Annotated in this window: 15 protein-coding genes; 11 read left to right on the top strand and 4 right to left on the bottom strand. The window is 63.4% G+C overall.

Annotated elements, in window-relative coordinates; genetic code table 11:
• The first annotated feature begins 9 nt into the window (after positions 1-9).
• Together P0D84_RS19680 and P0D84_RS19685 are read left to right on the top strand one after the other, a co-directional pair.
• Positions 10-708 (top strand): dienelactone hydrolase family protein, encoded by a 699-nt coding sequence (locus P0D84_RS19680; RefSeq protein ID WP_408339104.1) that lies wholly within the window; start codon positions 10-12, stop codon positions 706-708.
• A gap of 478 nt (positions 709-1,186) precedes the next feature.
• On the top strand, positions 1,187-2,707 hold the full coding sequence (locus P0D84_RS19685; RefSeq protein ID WP_408339106.1) for an amidase: 1,521 nt from the start codon (positions 1,187-1,189) through the stop codon (positions 2,705-2,707).
• Positions 2,708-2,774: 67 nt separating this feature from the next.
• Here P0D84_RS19685 and P0D84_RS19690 read toward each other — a convergent pair whose 3' ends face one another.
• The 3 genes from P0D84_RS19690 to P0D84_RS19700 form a co-directional block, all read right to left on the bottom strand.
• On the bottom strand, positions 2,775-3,086 hold the full coding sequence (locus P0D84_RS19690) for a high-potential iron-sulfur protein (protein WP_408339108.1): 312 nt from the start codon (positions 3,084-3,086) through the stop codon (positions 2,775-2,777).
• Positions 3,087-3,324: 238 nt separating this feature from the next.
• Positions 3,325-4,431 (bottom strand): NAD(P)/FAD-dependent oxidoreductase, encoded by a 1,107-nt coding sequence (locus P0D84_RS19695; protein WP_408339110.1) that lies wholly within the window; start codon positions 4,429-4,431, stop codon positions 3,325-3,327.
• A gap of 423 nt (positions 4,432-4,854) precedes the next feature.
• Positions 4,855-5,832, bottom strand: a complete 978-nt coding sequence (locus tag P0D84_RS19700) for an AAA family ATPase (protein ID WP_408339112.1) — start codon at positions 5,830-5,832, stop codon at positions 4,855-4,857.
• 294 nt (positions 5,833-6,126) lie between these two features.
• On the opposite strand from P0D84_RS19700, the gene P0D84_RS19705 reads away from it, so the two are divergent.
• Both P0D84_RS19705 and P0D84_RS19710 read left to right on the top strand, forming a co-directional pair.
• Positions 6,127-6,633, top strand: coding sequence for a hypothetical protein (locus tag P0D84_RS19705; protein ID WP_408339114.1), 507 nt, complete (start codon positions 6,127-6,129; stop codon positions 6,631-6,633).
• Between the two features lie 141 nt (positions 6,634-6,774).
• Positions 6,775-7,572: an endonuclease/exonuclease/phosphatase family protein gene (locus tag P0D84_RS19710; RefSeq protein ID WP_408339116.1), complete on the top strand. Its 798-nt coding sequence runs from the start codon at positions 6,775-6,777 to the stop codon at positions 7,570-7,572.
• A 1-nt stretch (position 7,573) separates the two neighbouring features.
• On the opposite strand, the gene P0D84_RS19715 is transcribed toward P0D84_RS19710, so the two are convergent.
• The gene (locus P0D84_RS19715; RefSeq protein WP_408339118.1) at positions 7,574-8,554 is read right to left on the bottom strand and encodes an aldose 1-epimerase; all 981 of its coding nucleotides are present in this window, start codon (positions 8,552-8,554) and stop codon (positions 7,574-7,576) included.
• Positions 8,555-8,891: 337 nt separating this feature from the next.
• Between P0D84_RS19715 and P0D84_RS19720 the strand changes: the two genes are divergently transcribed.
• The 7 genes from P0D84_RS19720 (at position 8,892) to P0D84_RS19750 (ending at position 17,734) form a co-directional block, all read left to right on the top strand.
• Positions 8,892-9,944 carry a LacI family DNA-binding transcriptional regulator gene (locus tag P0D84_RS19720; RefSeq protein WP_408339900.1) on the top strand — a complete coding sequence of 351 codons (1,053 nt, stop codon included), beginning with the start codon at positions 8,892-8,894 and terminating at the stop codon, positions 9,942-9,944.
• A 117-nt stretch (positions 9,945-10,061) separates the two neighbouring features.
• Positions 10,062-11,081 carry an ABC transporter substrate-binding protein gene (locus tag P0D84_RS19725; protein ID WP_408339119.1) on the top strand — a complete coding sequence of 340 codons (1,020 nt, stop codon included), beginning with the start codon at positions 10,062-10,064 and terminating at the stop codon, positions 11,079-11,081.
• A 438-nt stretch (positions 11,082-11,519) separates the two neighbouring features.
• Positions 11,520-13,085: a sugar ABC transporter ATP-binding protein gene (locus P0D84_RS19730; protein WP_408339902.1), complete on the top strand. Its 1,566-nt coding sequence runs from the start codon at positions 11,520-11,522 to the stop codon at positions 13,083-13,085.
• A complete protein-coding gene (locus tag P0D84_RS19735) occupies positions 13,075-14,106 on the top strand; it encodes an ABC transporter permease (protein WP_408339121.1) in 1,032 nt (343 codons plus the stop codon). Before P0D84_RS19730 ends, P0D84_RS19735 begins: the two co-directional genes overlap by 11 nt.
• A 36-nt stretch (positions 14,107-14,142) precedes the next feature.
• On the top strand, positions 14,143-15,102 hold the full coding sequence (locus P0D84_RS19740; RefSeq protein ID WP_408339123.1) for an ABC transporter permease: 960 nt from the start codon (positions 14,143-14,145) through the stop codon (positions 15,100-15,102).
• Positions 15,103-15,687: 585 nt separating this feature from the next.
• The gene (locus tag P0D84_RS19745; protein WP_074285705.1) at positions 15,688-16,458 is read left to right on the top strand and encodes a ferredoxin--NADP reductase; all 771 of its coding nucleotides are present in this window, start codon (positions 15,688-15,690) and stop codon (positions 16,456-16,458) included.
• 439 nt (positions 16,459-16,897) lie between these two features.
• The gene (locus tag P0D84_RS19750; protein ID WP_408339125.1) at positions 16,898-17,734 is read left to right on the top strand and encodes a sensor histidine kinase; all 837 of its coding nucleotides are present in this window, start codon (positions 16,898-16,900) and stop codon (positions 17,732-17,734) included.
• Positions 17,735-17,741: the final 7 nt, after the last annotated feature.

The following is a 17,741-nucleotide window of genomic DNA, read 5'->3' on the forward strand; positions in this document are numbered from 1 at the left end:
GAGAGCAACATGAGCACGACTTCCCGCTGGATCGACATTCCCGCCGGCAACGACAGCTTCGGCGGCTATCTGGCGCTGCCCAAAGGCGGCAAGGGACCGGCCGTCATCATCATTCAGGAAATCTTCGGCGTGAACAGCCATATCCGTTCGGTCGCGGATCAGTACGCGCAAGACGGCTACGTCGCGCTCGCACCGGACGTGTTCTGGCGCGTGCAGCCGCGCGTCGAATTGACGTATGACGGCGCGGACCGCGAAAAGGGGATCGAGTTGATGCAAAAAACCAATGTCGATCAGGCGGTGACCGATATCGGCGCTGCCGCCGCGGCGTTGCGCGCGCTGCCGGAAGTGACCGGCAAAGTTGCGGCGATCGGCTTCTGCTTCGGCGGCCGACTCGCGTATCTGGCTGCCGCGCAAGGCACGCTCGACGGCGCGGTTGCCTATTACGGCGGCGGCATTCAGAACCAGCTCGATGAAGCCGCGAAGATCAAAGTGCCGATGCAATTCCACTACGGCGAACTCGACGCGCACATCCCGCTGTCGGCTGTCGGCCAGATTCAGGAACGCTTCGCCGGCCGCACCGATGCGGAATTCAACATCTATCCGAATGCAGATCACGGCTTCAACTGCTCGGACCGCGCGTCGTATAACCAGCACGCCTCGGCGCTCGCGCATGGGCGCACGCTGACCTTCCTCGGTGAACGGCTGTAATTCGCGGTTGTGATTGGCGGTTGTGATTGGCGGTTGTGATTCGCGGCTGCGATGCGCGGCTGTGGTACGCGGCTGCGATGCACGGCTGTGATACGCGCTTATAAACAACGCGTGTCACTCGCGCCGATAACTCGCAGCTTTAATCGGCGCCTGTCACTCGCGCCCATGGCTCGCAACTTCAACCGGCGCCTGCCACTCGCGTCCAGCGCTCGCAACTTCACCCGGCGCCTGCCACTCGCGTCCAGCGCTCGCAACTTCAACCGACGCCTGCCGCTCGCGCCTACAGCTCACAGCTTCAATCGGCGCCTGTAACTCGCACCAGTACTGGGTTACTCTCTCAAAGACGGCGCGCCATCGGCGCGTCGTCTTCTTCCATGCTTATCGATGATCCGGGGACGACGGGACGTCCGGCAAAGCCGTTCGTCATTCGCATTGGCAACCGGCAACTCCAACACTCGATAGAGAGGGCCCATCCGTCGTGCAATCAGACTATCTCGCCCATGACGCCATCGGCCTCGCCGAACTGGTCCGAAGCCGCGAAGCGAGCGCGCGCGAGTTGCTGGATATCGCGATCTCCCGCACCGAGGCCGTCAATCCCGCCATCAACGCGATCGTCCTGAAGGACTACGACGCAGCGCGTCAGCGTGCCTCGCTCGACGATGCGAACAGAGCGAATGGCGCAAACCATACGGACGGTGAAAGCGCGCAAGCCGCACTCGCGGGCGTGCCCTATCTGATCAAGGATCTGGGCGCAGCGGTCGCCGGGCTGCGCATGGCGATGGGCAGCCGCCACTATCGGCATTTCATTCCCACCCAGGACGCACCGGTCGTCGCACTCGCGAAAGCGGCGGGCCTCAACATCTTCGCCAAGACCAGTACCTCCGAACTCGGTCAGATGCCTTATACGGAGCCCGAACTGTTCGGCGCGTGCCGTAACCCGTGGAATCTCGACCACACGCCTGGCGGTTCCAGCGGCGGCGCGGCGGCGGCGGTCGCCGCGGGTATCGTGCCGCTCGCGCATGCATCGGATGGCGGCGGCTCGATCCGCATTCCCGCTTCATGTTGCGGGTTGTTTGGCCTCAAACCTTCCCGCGGACGTGTGCCGCGCGCAACGCCGACCGCCGCGGTCGGTGAGCTCGGCATCGATCACGCAATATCGCGCAGCGTGCGCGACAGCGCGTTGCTGCTCGATCTGCTGGCTGGCAACGCGGACCGACCGCTCGGCGCGCCGGGCACCTTCCTCGGCGCAAGCCGCGAGCCATGCAAGCCGCTGAACATTGCCTACGTCACCGATTCGATGCTGGCGCCCTCGCTCTCCGCCGACTCGCGCGCCGCGCTCGAAGACGCCGCGCAACTCGCCAGCTCGCTAGGCCATAACATCGAACCGGTGTCGCTCGGCATTGATTTCGCGGCAGTCCGCCATGCGTTCCTGATGCTGTGGTCGGTGACGGCGGAAGAAATGGTGCTGAACGCCGATCGCATCACCGGCCGCAAACCGCTGCGCGACGAATTCGAAATCTCCACGTGGGCCATGGCGCATGTCGGCCGCAAACTTGGCGAGCGTGGCTTGCCAGGCGCACTCGAAGAACAGCGACGCATCACCGAACGCCTTACCGATTTGCTGGGCCGCTACGACGTGCTCCTGTGCGCGACGCTCGCCGGCTCCCCGATCAAGATCGGCGAAATGCAGCCGACGGCCGCCGAGCGCATGCAGATGCGCGCTGTCACCGCCATGCCACTCGAACCGTTGCTGAAGAAGCTGCTGACCGAAGCGTCGAACAAGGCGTTCGCGTGGGCGGGATGCACGGAGTTGTTCAATCTGAGCGGACAACCGGCGATGTCGGTGCCGCTTTACTGGAACGCGCGCGGGCTGCCTGTCGGCGTGCAGTTCGCCGCGCGTAACGGCGGTGAAGCCATGCTGTTGCGACTGGCCGCGCAGCTCGAAGCGGCGCGCCCGTGGTTCGACAAACGACCACCGTTGATGCAGGCGCGCAGCTAAAGGAAAGGCCGTCGCGACGTTGCGGCGATTTGCCGCGTCACTGAGCGTCCGTGCGGCCCAAACGTAATCAGGCTTTCTTGTTGTATGCGCTGCACCAACCCTTGCTCGCGACCTGCTTGCCCGCGAACATCGGGCAGCCTGCATAGGGGTCGGTCGGCTTGCCTTGGTAGAAGCTGCAGTTGCCGCAGTCCTGGCCTGCTGCGTACTTCGCGAACTTGGCCTTGTCGACTTTGCTCGCGTCGGCCTTGTAGCCGAGTGCTTGTGCGGTCGGATCGGTCTCGGCGACTTTCGGTGCGTCGGCGAAAGCCTGGCGCGACAGCGCGAAGGTGGATGCCACACCAATGCTGGTGATCAAAAACGTACGACGGGAAGACTTCATGGGGACACTCCATTTGTATTGAACTGATCGCCGTTCTATTGACAGCGGTCCCCAAGGATAGCAATGAAGCCGTCGCGCGTGACGGCCCAAATGATAGAGATAACCGAATTGGTACGACCTCGCGCCCGAAAGTTGGGCGCGAAAGTCGGGCGCGGAAGGCGGGTTGTTCACACGAGACGCGAACGCGACATGAGGGCTCGGAGGTATGGCGGCCAAGTGCGCCCGTTAATCTCGCCCGTCAAGCGCGCCCGCTCAGTTCGCAGACGCGCTGCGCGATCGCAAGCGACGCCGTCAATCCCGGCGACTCGATACCGAACAGATTGACGAGCCCGCGCACGCCATGCGCGGCCGGACCTTGAATCACGAAGTCGGCGGCGGGCTCGCCGGGGCCGGAAAGCTTCGGACGAATCCCCGCATAGGCGGGCTGCAGCGCATCGTCCGGAAGCGCGGGCCAGTACGCGCGAATCGCCGCGTAAAAGGAATCGGCACGCCGCGGATCGACGTCGTAATTGACCGCATCGACCCATTCGACGTCGGGACCGAAACGCGCCTGGCCGCCGAGATCGATCGTCAAATGCACGCCGAGACCGGCTTCGTTCGGCATCGGATAGATCAGCCGGCTGAACGGGGCGCGCCCCGAGATGCTGAAGTAGTTGCCGCGCGCGAGATAAAGCGGCGGCACATGGCGCGCGTCCAGACCGCGAATCTTGCGTGCCAGCGCGTTGGCTTGCAAACCGGCGCTGTTGATCACGCACGCGGCGCTGATCGTGGTTGGCGTGCTGCCGCCCACTTTGATGATGAAGCGGCCGTTGCTCGCCTCGATTGCCTCGACCGGCGCATGGAACGCGCACACCGCGCCGTCACGCTCGGCGTCACCCTGAAGGGCCAGCATCAACTGATGACTATCGACGATGCCCGTCTGCGGCGAGAACACCGCCTCCACGCATTCGAGCGCGGGCTCGAGCGCCTGCGCCTGGTCGCCAGTAATCCGCATCAGATCGAGCACGCCGTTGTCGCGCCCCTTCGCCATGATGCTTTCGAGCTGAGGAATCTGATTGCGCGAAGTGGCCACCAGCAGTTTGCCGCAACGCGAATGCGGCACGTTGTGCTCGACGCAATAGTCATACAGCAGCTCGCGGCCACGCACACAGAGCGCTGCTTTCAACGAACCGCGCGGATAGTAGATCCCCGCGTGTATCACTTCGCTATTGCGCGAGCTGGTGCCCACGCCGATCGCCTCGGCCGCTTCCAGCACGATCACCTCGCGCCCGCGCGCCGCCAGTGCGCGTGCCACGGCGAGACCGATCACGCCTGCGCCGATCACTACACATTCGATTTGATCCATGTCCCTTGACGCGGCTGACCTCGCCGCGCGCTACCTCGTTCAGCCGATATCGATGAAGACAGGATGCGGCTATCGAGAACCACACACCGCTCGTTGTCGAACGCACCCTGCCCTGATGGAACCGCTTTGCAAATTGTACGACGCTGCACAGACAGAAATGCCCGCATAACTGCGGGCATTTCTGTCTTGAGCAGGTCTTGAACGTCTGGGCCTGAGAGAGCCAGTGTACGCCGTCGAAGGTCGACGCGCTCGATTCTTCATGCGAGCGGGACGGCGCATCGCGCGATTCGACGATACGCAGTCCCGCCTCACGATTAGCAACAATTGCCAAAGCATTCATCCGATTTTCGGTATAGACGCCCGATTGGCGCTGTAAAAAAGCCGTCCCGAAGGCAATTTTCAGCCAAAAACAGGCGCAAAACCTCAAAAACCGATCGGTTTTCGACGATTTCCGTAATCCAGCCGAATATCGCTGGCGTCAATCTGATCGCGGCCGGCAAGGCGCGCCGCGCCGAATCCATTCAGAATCGCACGCCGCATTTCACGCGGCGATGCCCGCTTCAGCGCATCGAGCGCGGCGTCGCCGAGCGTTTCGGGAAAGCGCAGACCCCAGTTATGCGCTGAACGAATCTCGCCATAGATCGATTGAGCGATGCGGCGCGCGCCGTCATGATCCGGCGGCGGAATCTCGTAGACGTTCATCCGGTTCAGGATCGGCTCGGGAATCGAGCGCTCGTCGTTCGCGGTCGCGATCCAGATCACGTGCCCGGCATTGATCGGAATCTCGGCGAATTCGTCGGTGAAGGTTTGCGCCGTGTCGTGCTCGAGCAACGCGTAAAGCGCGCCGAGCGGATCGTATTGCGAATCGCCGCTGGCCTTGTCGATTTCGTCGACCGTGATCACGGGGTTCGCGTAGCTGCCGTTCACGAGCGCATCGAACACCTTGCCCGGCTTCGCGTTCTTCCATTGCGACGAGGCACCCGAAAGGATCCAGCCTGCCGTCAGCGAACTCATCGCTACGTACTGATAGGCGGTGCCAAGCAGGCGCGCCAACTGCTTGGCAAAGTGCGTCTTGCCGATGCCGGGGTCGCCGAGCAGCAGGATCGGCATCAGTTCGAGCCGGTCTTCGGTCTCGAGGCACAAGGCGACCTGCCTGCGGATGTCGTCGAGCGGCGCGGAAAAGTTGGGCAGCGCGTCGATCAGATCGTCGATCGACGGCATCCGGTTCGGCTTGACGCAGAAACGCAGATTGCCGGTTTTCAGCATCTTTTCGTATGTGCTGCGCAGCGCTTCGTTCGCGCCTTCGCCGAGATCGTTCAGCGCGGTCTCGACCTGATCGAGGTCGTACACCCGGCTGAAAGACGCCACGGCGATTTCCTGTTTGACCATTGCTGTTGTCATCGCTCACCCCGTCTGGCTGGTCTTGCTGCGGCGGCGCCTGGTGGGCGCCGTTTCAAGTCCAGTGTATCGAGGACATATTCGTGTGCAAGCCAGCAGTCGTGCGGCTCTGCTGCTAACCACGGCTTGTTGTCGGCGACGGCCGGAGGAAGTCCCCCCGAGGCATTCATCGCCCTATCCGAAATGCTGTATTGCTGAACCCGGCCCCGTTTGAAGTGTCAGAAAAGCGTTCAGCCCATCAGGCGTAAGATGGCCCTCTGACAACGCTGCCGGACGCAGTGACCGGAGAATGCTTCTATGTGGAAAACCAGTATCGTTGCCGTGCTAGCCGCCGCGCTGTTCGGCACTTCGCTGCTCGCGAACGCGCAACAAGGGTCGGCGCAACAGGTCGTGCAATGGCAATTGCAGGTGATGCGCAACGGCCAGCAGATCGATTCATTCGACGGCACCACCACCGTCGGTCAGGCGCGCACGGACACGCATCACAAGATGGTGCAGCATAACGTCGGCTGTAAAGACCAGCCAGGCGGCAGCATCGATCTGGCGCGCACGCTAACCATCTCGCCGCTGCAGGCGGATGCAAATGCGGTCACGCTGTCGATCGAAGCCCAGGAAACCTTCGAGGAAGACACCGCGCGGCAAACCGATACCGGCTGCAAGCTGCCGCCGCAACCCCGTCAGGTCAGCGCGAGCCATCCGGGTCTGAAGGTGCAGGCCGGGCAGTGGGCCAGCTGGACGATCGTCGACAAGGATCCGAACCTGGTCTATCGCGTGCATGCGAGCCTTGCGAACAGCGCGAACTAGCGCAAAAAGGCGGCGCAAACCAGTGCGGATGGATGCGAACTGCACGAACTAGCGCAATGCAGCGCGGATGGATGCGAATCGCGCCAACTGAAACTGAAGCGAACAACCGAAGCCCCCAACAGAACACGTGGACAACGCGGCATGCGAAACCCAGAAGAATTGATCCGCGAGAGCGCAGCGCCCAAGGATTTCATTGCGGTGAGCTGGAACCTGCATAAGGGCCGCACACCGCTTGGCTTTCAGGCCTGGCAGGCCATGCAGCGCTGGGTCCAGTCGACCCACGCGGATGCGTATTTTTTGCAGGAAGCGATGGCGCGGCGCATGCCCTCGCCGATCCTGGCAAGCACTTTCGGCTCACCGCTCGCCGATCCGTTGAGCGATGTCTGGCATTGCCAGGCCACTGAAATCGCACGCGCGGCCGAACTCGAAATCGCGCTTGGACCGAACGTGTTCAAGCCGTCGTGGCGGCATGGCAATGCGATTTTGTCGCCGCATCCGCTCGACCTCGGCGGCCGCTGGGACATCTCCGCGCACCGCTTTGAAAAGCGCGGACTGCTGGTGGCACGGGCAACCTTCGGCGGTCATTCGGTCACGCTGCTGTGCGCGCATCTCGCACTCACGCGTTCCGCGCGCTTGCGGCAGATGAACTGGATCGCGCACTGGATCGCGAAGGAAGCGCCGGAAGGTCCGCTGGTGCTGGCCGGCGACTTCAACGACTGGCGCAACGACTCGGTTCCGCTCTTCGCCGAACACGGTCTGCAGGAAGTAGCGACGCTGCTCGGCGAAGCGGGGCGCACGTTCCCGGCCTTCTCGCCGGCGCTCGCGCTCGACAAGATGTTCGTGCGCGGCATGGAACCGGTCGAATGGATCCAGCCGACGCAAGAGACTGCGTGGCTGTCGGATCATTTGCCATATATGGCGCGCTTGAGGGTCGAGTGAGCTAGCCCCGGCTCGGCGTCCAGTTCAACGCCGCGGCGATCTCCTCGCCCGGCTGCAACACGCAGCCGCCTACGTGCTTCTGCATATCGACTGTGTTGAAGCAATCAGTGGTGTTCGTCACCGGTTCCACGCAGAGTTGTGTGTCGTTGGCGAGCGCAAATACCACCATGTGATCGAAGGGCGCATCGGCGGTCATCGTCAGTTGACGGTGTTCATCCGGCCATGCGATCGTCGCCTCGCGCGACCAGTTGGCAAAATTATTGTCGAGATCGAACGCGTCGGGCGACATGCCGTGACGCAGCGCCTCAACCGCGGGATGCGCGCCAAGATGCGTGGGCAGCACGTCGGCGTCGGCATGCCACATGCCTTGCACCTCGGCGTAAATGCGGGTCTGTGCGGTGCGCGGATAGTACGGGTGATGGCCCATGCCGAAGGGCATCGGCCGGTCGCCCAGGTTCTGCGCGGACAACGTGATGCGCAGCGCGCCGTCGCTCAACTCGATGCATTGCTGCGCGCGATAACGAAACGGCCAGTCGCCAGCCTGCCGCGCATTCGGTTCGTGATCGAAGTGCAATTCCACCGAGCTTTCCGTGCGCGCCCCAACCTCCCATGGACGCCGCCACGCATTGCCGTGTAGCGCGTGGGCAAAATGCTGGTCATTGCCGCTCAGATCGACCGTGTCGCCGTCGAACTGGAAGCGCGCGTCGCGAATCCGGTTGCAGTAAGGAAAGAGCGGAAAGCTCGCCATGCGCAGCGGATCGCGTTCGTCGAACGCCGCTTGGGTGGCCGGCCGCAACCAGTGCAGCGGGCCTGCCGACGTGATCTCGAAGTAAGCCGCCAGCGCGCCGCCAACCGCAGGCGCGATCACGACTCGCATAGCGCCGGCCTTCAGCGTGACAAGCGTCGGTGCGATCACGGGGTCGTCGAGCCATGAGAGTTCGGTCGCGAGCGGCCGGATCGAGTTCAGGGAAACGTCGCGCATGGTCAGAAAAGGCGGCACCTCAGGCGAAGGGCGGCATGAACGCGCATCAATGTCTCCTATGACGTGCCGCGTACTGCACGCGGCCGGCGAACTGTCGGGGTCCGCGCGACCGAGAATCGCACGACAAAGCGCGGCGGTCAATATTATTAGTAATAAATTCGCTAGGATCAGCCAGCCAATGCCATACCAAAACACCCAAATGGCGGGTTAGCGCGCGTTGCCGCGCGCATATTATTAGTGGTACCGTCAGGACCACTCATGCCACGGCATGCTCCTGCTTTCGCGCCGCCGCAGCGCGGCCCGCACAATGAAAAAATCGACTCAACGCCGTCCCACCATGACCGACATCGCCAAACTCACCGGCGTGTCGCAATCGACTGTCTCGCTGGTGCTGAATAACGCGACCGGCGCGAAATTCTCCGAGAGCACCCGCAACAAGGTGCTGAAGGCCGCGCACTACCTCGGCTACCGGCTTTCGCTGCGCGAACCGGTGTCGGCGTCGAACGATGAACGCAACCTGATCGTCTATCTGGCCGACGAAATCTCGACCAGTCCGCATCCGGTCGTCAACATCGACGGCGCGCGCGACGCGGCCTATGCGAGCGGCAAGATGCTCGCCGTCTATTCGACACACGGCAATGCCGACATCGAAAAGCAGGTGCTCGACGCGACGCTGTCGAACCCGCATGTATTCGGCGTGGTCTACGCGACCGTCTACACCCGCAAGGTCACGCTGCCGGCGGCGCTCTCGCAGGTACCCACGGTGCTGCTGAACTGCTACACGAGCGAAGGCGGGTGCTCGTCGGTGGTGCCCGCCGAGGTCGCGGGCGGCCATCTGGCGACCGACTATCTGCTGCAATCGGGCCACCGGCGAATCGGCTATATCAACGGCGAACCGTGGCAGGACGCCTCGAAAGACCGCCTCAAGGGCTACCGCACCGCGCTCGCCACCGCCGACCTGCCGTTCGCGCCGGAACTGGTGCGCGACGGCGACTGGAGCTCCGGTCTCGGCTTCGAACTGACGCTCTCGCTGATGCGCGAAGCCAATCCGCCAACCGCGATTTTTTGCGCCAACGACCTGACCGCCATCGGGGCGATCGAGGCGTTGAAGCAACTCGGCCATCGCGTCCCCGAAGACGTGTCGGTGCTCGGTTACGACGACCAGGAAATCGCGCGCCATACGCACCCGCCGCTCTCGACCGTGGTGTTGCCGAACTACGAATTGGGGCGCTGGGCCGTCGAAACCCTGTTGCAAGAGGAACAAAACCGCGCCGCCGGCGCGCCGGTGCGGCATCGCATGGTCAAGCTCGATGGTCCACTGGTCGAACGCGCTTCGGTCAGGGTAATTACCGAGGCAAAAAAGCCAATAATTAATATTATTAGTGATTGACCGATAATAATTCCGAGTGAAATAATCGGCACGTCCGGTCATGGCGAAACAGCGCCGGCCGGCAAGAGAAACACTAAAAGCAAATACACCTACCTCACCAGGTACTGGAGGAAGACAATGGCGTCGCTCAACACGCAGTCGCGCAAGCACGTGCGCAAGCAGCAGATTCGTCCGCTGGCAGGTTCGCTGCTGGCTCTGGCCATCGGTTTCGGCGTCGCCACGGCGCACGCTGACGACGCGCTGCCGAAGCTGCCCACCAAGACTCCGCTGAAGGTCGGCTTCGCGCAGACCGAAAGCAACAACCCGTGGCGTCTCGCGGAAACCAGGAGCTTCAAGGACATCGCCGCGAAGTGCGGCTGGCAGTTGGTCATGACCGACGCCAACAGCTCGAACTCCAAGCAGGTCTCGGACATCCAGAACATGATCGCGCAGCACGTCGATCTGCTGGTGTTCCCGCCGCGCGAAGAAAAGCCGCTTGCGCCGATCGTGCTGCAAGCTAAAAAGGCCGGCATTCCGGTGATCCTGGTCGACCGCGACGTCGATCAGTCGGTGGCCAAGGCGGGCCGCGACTACATCACCTTCATCGGCTCGGACTTCATCGATCAGGGCCATCGCGCCGCTGACTGGCTCATCAAGGCGACCGGCGGCAAGGCGAAGATCATCGAACTCGAAGGCACCACCGGCGCATCCGCCGCGAACGATCGCAAGAAGGGCTTCGACGAAATCATCGCGAAAAATCCGGGCATGACGATCATCGCCTCGCAAAGCGGCGACTTCGCACGCGACAAGGGTCGTCAGGTGATGGAGACGCTGTTGCAGGCGCATCCGGACGTGACCGCCGTCTACGCGCATAACGACGAAATGGCACTCGGCGCGATTGCCGCGATCAAGGCAGCCGGCAAGCAGCCGGGCAAGGACATCCAGATCGTCACGATCGACGGCACCAAGGGCGGCATGGACGCGATCGCCGCCGGCGAGCTCGGCGCGAGCGTGCAGTCGAGCCCGTTCTTCGGCCCGCTCGCCTGCGACGTTGCACAGCGTTATGCGAAGGGCGAAAAAATCCCGACGTGGGTCAAGGTGTCCGACCGCTTCTACGACAAGAGCAACGTGCAGCAAAACATGCAGTACGGTTATTGATAGCGAAGCGCGCCTCTATGCGCGGTTTTGAAGTTTGAGAGTTGTGCCGTAGCGGAGCGTCCACGCGCTCCGCGACCCGAAGGAAGTCCCCCGCCCCGAGGCAAGTTCCGTTTGGGGCATCGGGATCGAGGGATTGCCTCGCAGGACGTCCCCGCCCGAATCTGTCTCCTCGGAGGGCGGGCGACGGGAAGGGTTCGGAGCGACGCGTTCGTGGCAGCACGGGCCGTCGCTTCGCTTTTATGCGGCGTAACATGGTTCGGCATGATGCGACGATAGCGCCCGCATAAGAGCCCGAACGAATCGCCACAGCAGCTCGCACGTGCAACGCATGCAGCACACGGCAGCACATGAAGCAGCACACGCATCAGGAGGACACCCGTGACGGAATCCGGCAAAGAGACGCCACACTCTCCCCTTACCCGTTCGCCGCTGCTGGAGATGCAGGACATCGGCATCAGCTTCGGCGGCGTACCCGCGTTGCGCAGCGCCAATCTGAGCGTCGCGGCCGGCGAAGTGCATGCGCTGATCGGCCAGAACGGCGCCGGCAAATCGACCATGATCAAGATCCTGACCGGCGCCTATCGGCGCGGCTCGGGCACGGTGCGCTTCGAGGGCCGGGAAGTCGATTTCCGCACGCCTAAACAGGCGCGCGAAGCCGGCATCAGCACGATCTATCAGGAGATCAATCTGGTGCCGTTCCGCTCGGTGGCGGAGAACATTTTCCTCGGCCGCGAACCGCGCCGTTTCGGCCTGATCGACTGGCGCGCGGTGCAGCAGCGCGCCGCCGCCCTGCTCGAATCGTTCGGCTTGCAGATCGATGTGAAGAAACCGGTCAGCCGCTATTCGACTGCGATCCAGCAGATGGTGGCGCTGGCACGCGCGGTTTCGTCGGATGCGAAGATGGTCATCATGGACGAGTCCACCTCGTCGCTCGATGAACGCGAAGTGGAATTGCTCTTCACCGTGGTGCGCAAACTGCGCGACGACGGCCGCGCGGTGATCTTCGTCTCGCACCGGCTCGACGAACTGTATGCGCTATGCGACCGCGTCACCGTGATGCGCGACGGCCAGACGGTCGCGCAAAGCACGATGCCGGACATGGACAAGCTGCAACTCGTCACGACGATGCTCGGTCGCACGCTCGCCGCCGTCGTGCAGGACGATACCGCGGCACGCGAAGCGAATCTGGCGCGGCGTGGCAAGCTGGCGATCGCCGCGACCCACCTGAGCACGCACCCGAAGGTGAGCGACGTCTCACTCGAAGTCCATGCGGGCGAAGCCTTGGGTCTCGCGGGCCTGCTCGGCTCGGGCCGTACCGAAACCATGCGCCTGATGTTCGGCGCCGATCCTCTCGAACAAGGTTCCTTGTCGATCGGCGGCGAGACGGTAGCGTTGAAGTCGCCGCAGGATGCGATCGCGCGCGGCCTCGCTTACCTCACCGAGGACCGTAAAGCCGAAGGCATCGTCCCCGAACTTTCGGTGCGCGATAACCTCACGCTGGTCTGCTTGCGCACGTTGGCGAAAAACGGCGTAGTCGACATAAAGAAACAGCAGGCGATCGTCGACCGTTTCATTGCGTCGCTCGGCATCAAGCTGCGTTCGGCGGATCAGCCGATTCGCGAACTCTCCGGCGGCAATCAGCAGAAGGTCCTCCTCGCGCGCTGGCTCGCCGCCGAACCGTCGCTACTGCTGCTCGACGAACCGACGCGCGGCATCGACGTCGGCGCCAAAGCCGACGTGGCGAAAATCGTGCGTGAATTGCGCGACGCAGGCCTCGCCGTGCTGCTGTCCGCATCGGAACTCGAAGAACTGACGGCGGTGGCCGACCGCGCGGTGGTGATTCGCGATGGCCGCACCGTCGCGGAACTGAACGGCGCCGACATGAGCGAGACCGCGATCATGGACGCCATCGCCTACGGCAGCGAAGGCCAGTCGCAACTGGCCGAAGCCGTCCAGTCCGCCCATCTCGAAGACGCGTTGGAGGGCGACCGTCATGGCGCTTAAGTTGCACACCGAGTCGCTGCACAACGAAACCGCACCGCCGCCGCTGCCGGCCACCACCGCGCCGCGCGCCACGGCCGCGTCGACGGTGAAGAAATGGCGGCACCTCGCCATGCAACGCGAAGTGATCGTGCTGCTCGCAATGGTGCTGTTCAACCTGATCTTCACGCCGCACTTCTGGTCGCTGCAAACCTTCAACGTCAACATGACGCAGGTGGTGACGATCGTGATTGTCGGCATCGGCATGACGCTGGTGGTGGCGACGGGCGGCATCGACCTGTCGGTGGGCGCGTCGATGGCGATCTCAGGCGCGCTCGCGCCGATGCTGTTCCTGAACATTCCGGGGCCGGGCGGCATTGCGCTCGCGTTCGTGCTGCCGGTGCTGGCGGCGGCCGCGTGCGGCGTCTTCAACGGCTTGCTCGTGACGAGGCTCTCCGTCCAGCCGATTGTCGCGACGCTGGTGCTGTTCATCGCCGGGCGCGGCATCGCCCAGGTCGTCACGGACGGCAGCTTGCAGGCGTTCAACACGCCCGCGTTTCAGTGGATCGCATTGGGCAAGGTCGCCGGCGTGCCGTTCCAGGTGCTGCTGATGCTGGCGCTGGTCGTGCTGTTCGCGTGGATCGTGCGCAAGACCCTGTTTGGCCAGTACCTGTTGATCACCGGCGGCAACGAAAAGGCCGCCTATCTGTGCGGTGTGCCGACGGCCACCGTGAAGCTGATCGCCTACACGCTGTGCGCCGCCCTCGCAGGCCTGGCGGGGCTGATCTCGATCTCGGTGAATTCGTCGTCCGATGCGAATGTGGTGGGACTCGGCGTCGAACTCGATGCAATCGCCGCAGTGGCGGTCGGCGGCACGGCGCTGACGGGCGGCAAGGCCTATATCGGCGGCACGCTGATCGGCGCGCTGATCATCCAGTTGCTGCGCTACACACTGCTCGCGCACGGCATTCCCGACGCGGCGGCACTGGTGGTGAAGGCCGCCATCATCGTTGCCGCGGTGTATGTGCAGCGGCGCTCGCGCTAACCCTCACGCTTCAGGAACCCTCCCGGATTCGATGCGATGAAAAAGAACCTTCCTATCCTCCTTGCGCTCGTCGCCCTCATCGTGCTCGGCCTCGTGCGCTACGAGCATTTCGGCTCGGCCTACAACATCACGTCCTTCTGGCGCTACAACTCGATGTTCGCGCTGATCTCGATCGGCATGGCCTTCGTGATCATCACGGGCGGCATCGATCTCTCGGTTGGCACCGTGGCCGCTCTGGCGAGCGTCGTCGCGGCGTTGACCAGCGGCTACGGCGGCTGGGTCGCCGTCGTAGCCGGTTGCGCGGCGGGCATGGCCGTCGGCGTGCTCAACGGTCTGATCATCACGCGGCTGAAAATCCTGCCCTTCATCGTGACACTCGCGACCAGCCTCGGCGCGCACGGCGTCGCGCTGCTGCTCGGCAAGAACGACGCAGTGTCGATTGCCGCCGACTCCAACTTCGGCAACTTCGGTCAAGGCGATCTGTTCGGACTGCCGATTCCGGGGATCGTGGCGGTAGTCGCAGCGGTAGCCGGCTGGCTCGCGCTGCGCAGCACGCGCTTCGGGCCGCATTCGCTGGCCATTGGCGGCAGCGAGGAAGCGGCGCGGCTGATGGGGCTGAACGTCGACCGGACGTTGGTTCTGGCTTATGCGGTAAGCGGCCTGCTCGCCGGCATGGCGGGCGTGATCCTCGCTGCGCAGTTCGGCGCGGGTCTGCCGAACGAAGGCGTCGGCTGGGAGCTGTTCGCGATTTCGGCGGTGGTGCTCGGCGGCACCTTGCTCACCGGCGGCGAAGGCTCGATTGCGATGACGATTGCCGGCGTGTTGCTGCTCGGTCTGGTGTTCAACTTGCTGAATTTCGAGAACGGGCTTGGATTTATCAGCTTGTCGGCGTATTGGCAGTCTGTGATTCGCGGCGTGTTCCTGCTGCTGGTGATCGTGCTGCAAGCGCGAGTGTTGAAGCAGCGCGGCAAGAAGCGTACGGTGGCGCCGGCGTGACCTGACCGCGCGACGCTTAAACTCTTATTTAGATTGACGTTTCGGCGGTTATTTCGTCCACAGCGCCACCTTTGTGTACCAAACAGGCGACGTAGGCTCACGGCCGCCAGCCTTGCCGGATGCGGACGGTGCATGTCGGCCGACTCAGGCCGTTCCTTGCCTTTGCCGCCGGTTTCCCCCGCTTTTGCCAGTTTTATCAGCAGGGTCAATGCTGCGGCGCACGGCAGCTTTCGGTATCATCCTGAAAATGTTGCCCGCGCGGCGCGCCTATCCGGCGCATGCCGGACAGCCGATGGCAGCCGCCCTGCGCGGCTTTCGCCCATCGCCGAACCCTGGTTAAAGCGCGGCTGCAGCCCCGCCAACGTACTTCGCGGCGCCGCTCGTACCGACATCGGCGCCAACGCTTCCAGGTCCGGTAACCCGCTTCACCACGCTCAACCACCGCGCCGCAGCCCTCGGGCAACGGGCGCGGTAAAATAGCGGATTGCGCGTGATTCCCGACCTCGGGTTAGCGCAGCATCGCCCTTGCCGTGCCGGCCGGCTAAAACGACTGGCCGCCTTTGTTTTCGCACTATCCAAGAAGCCATGAGCAACCTGAATTCACAAACCGTCCTGAGCGTCCATCACTGGACCGATACGCTTTTCAGCTTCACCTGCACGCGCGACCCGTCGTTCCGCTTCGAAAACGGCCAGTTCACGATGGTGGGCCTCGAAGTCGACGGCAAGCCGCTGATCCGCGCCTACAGCCTCGCGAGTGCGAACTACGAAGAGCACCTCGAATTCCTGAGCATCAAGGTGCAGGACGGCCCGCTCACGTCGCGCCTGCAGCATCTGAAGGTCGGTGACGAAGTCCTGATCGGCAAGAAGCCGGTCGGCACGCTGATGGCCGACAACCTGCTGCCCGGCAAGACGCTGTGGCTGCTGTCCACCGGCACGGGTCTCGCACCGTTCATGTCGATCATCAAAGATCCGGACATTTACGACCGCTATGAGCGCGTGGTCCTGACGCACACCTGCCGTTTCGTCGACGAGCTGGCGTACAAGGAATACATCACGGATCACCTGCCGGCGCACGAGCATCTGGGCGAGCTGGTGCAGGAAAAGCTGCTGTATTACCCGACCGTGACGCGTGAAGCGTTCCAGAACCGCGGCCGCATCACCGAACTGATCGAAACCGAAAAGCTGTTCGCCGACCTCGGCGTGCCGGGCTTCTCGCTCGAAGACGACCGTGTGATGCTGTGCGGCAGCCCGCACATGCTGCGCGACACGCGCAAGCTGCTCGACGACCTGGGCTTCCAGGAAGGCAGCAACAACGCGCCGGGTCACTACGTGGTCGAAAAGGCGTTCGTGGGTTAAACGGACGTCCGGATTGAGCGGCTCGCGCCGCCTGGTCAGCAGAAAAGGAGCCTTCGGGGCTCCTTTTTTATTGTCAGTTACAAATCGGCGCCGTTGTTCTAACATTTGGCGTCAGTATTCTTCCTACAAATTCGCCCTTGCCCACCCTCGACCATTGCATGAAATATAGGCGCCAACCCTTGGTGCGCCTGCATTCATTCTTTTTTTCAGATATCATCGCGGCGCACGAACAGTTGTTTGACATGTCCGTCATGGGCGATTGAGTTGTTACTGAATGTAAATTTCGTTACGTCATGCTGTAGCGATTTGTCCGTCGCGCGCACAACGCGTCAAGCACATCACTGGAGGCCAAGACTCGCATGCGTTCTTTTGTCTTCGCGCCGCGCCGATGCGCAACCGTTTCGCCGTCCACACTGCTTCCTGAGTGAGAGGGAAAGTCATGGATACGTCGACTGTCGTCCCGTTCAGCAGCCACAATCCGCCCACTCCTGCCTATACCACGCCGCAATCCGCTGCTGAGCGGGAGCTCGCGCAACTGCGCGCTCGCGTGCGCGAACTGTCTACCGAACTCGTTCAGGCGCAGGAAGCTGCCTGCCGTCATGTGGCGCGCGAGTTGCACGACGGCGTGGGCGCCGAGTTGACCGCGACGCGCTTCGCGCTTGCCGGTGTCGAAACCTGGCTGCCCGCCGATGCGCCGCCGCAGTGCGCCGCCGCGCTCGCCGTTGCGAATCGTTCGCTCGACGCCGTGTGCGCCGCGAGCCGTCAGGCCGTCGCGGAATTGCATGCACCGTCGCTCGAAGCGGGCATCGTCGGGGCGCTGTCGCAATGGACCGGCGATTTCGCCGCGCGCACCAACCTGCGCACGAGTTTCGTCTGCGCCGCCGATGTGCGCCTCACCCGTCTGCCCGCCGACGCGGCGCTGGCCGTGTTCCGGGTCGCCCAGGAAGCGCTGAACAATATTGCCAAGCACGCCCGCGCCGAATCCGCCGACGTGCGCATCGAAGCCGGCCGCCGTCACCTGACGCTGATTGTCAGCGACGACGGCATCGGCGTGACGCGCAACGCCCGCAGCCGTCGTGGCCATTTCGGCCTGAGCGGCATGCAGGCGCGCTGCGCCGCCTTCGACGGCACGCTGCGGATCAGCGCCCGGCGGCGCGCCCCATCCCGTGGCGACGGCGGCAAAGTGCCGCACGGCACGACCGTGCGAGCACGCTTTGCATGGGATGCGATGCTGGCCCTCGCGCCGGGCGCCAGGCGTCGGGCGCCGCAATCGTGAGCACGAC

It is taken from the genome of Paraburkholderia sp. RL17-337-BIB-A (genome assembly GCF_046025895.1).
Taxonomy (GTDB): domain Bacteria; phylum Pseudomonadota; class Gammaproteobacteria; order Burkholderiales; family Burkholderiaceae; genus Paraburkholderia; species Paraburkholderia fungorum_C.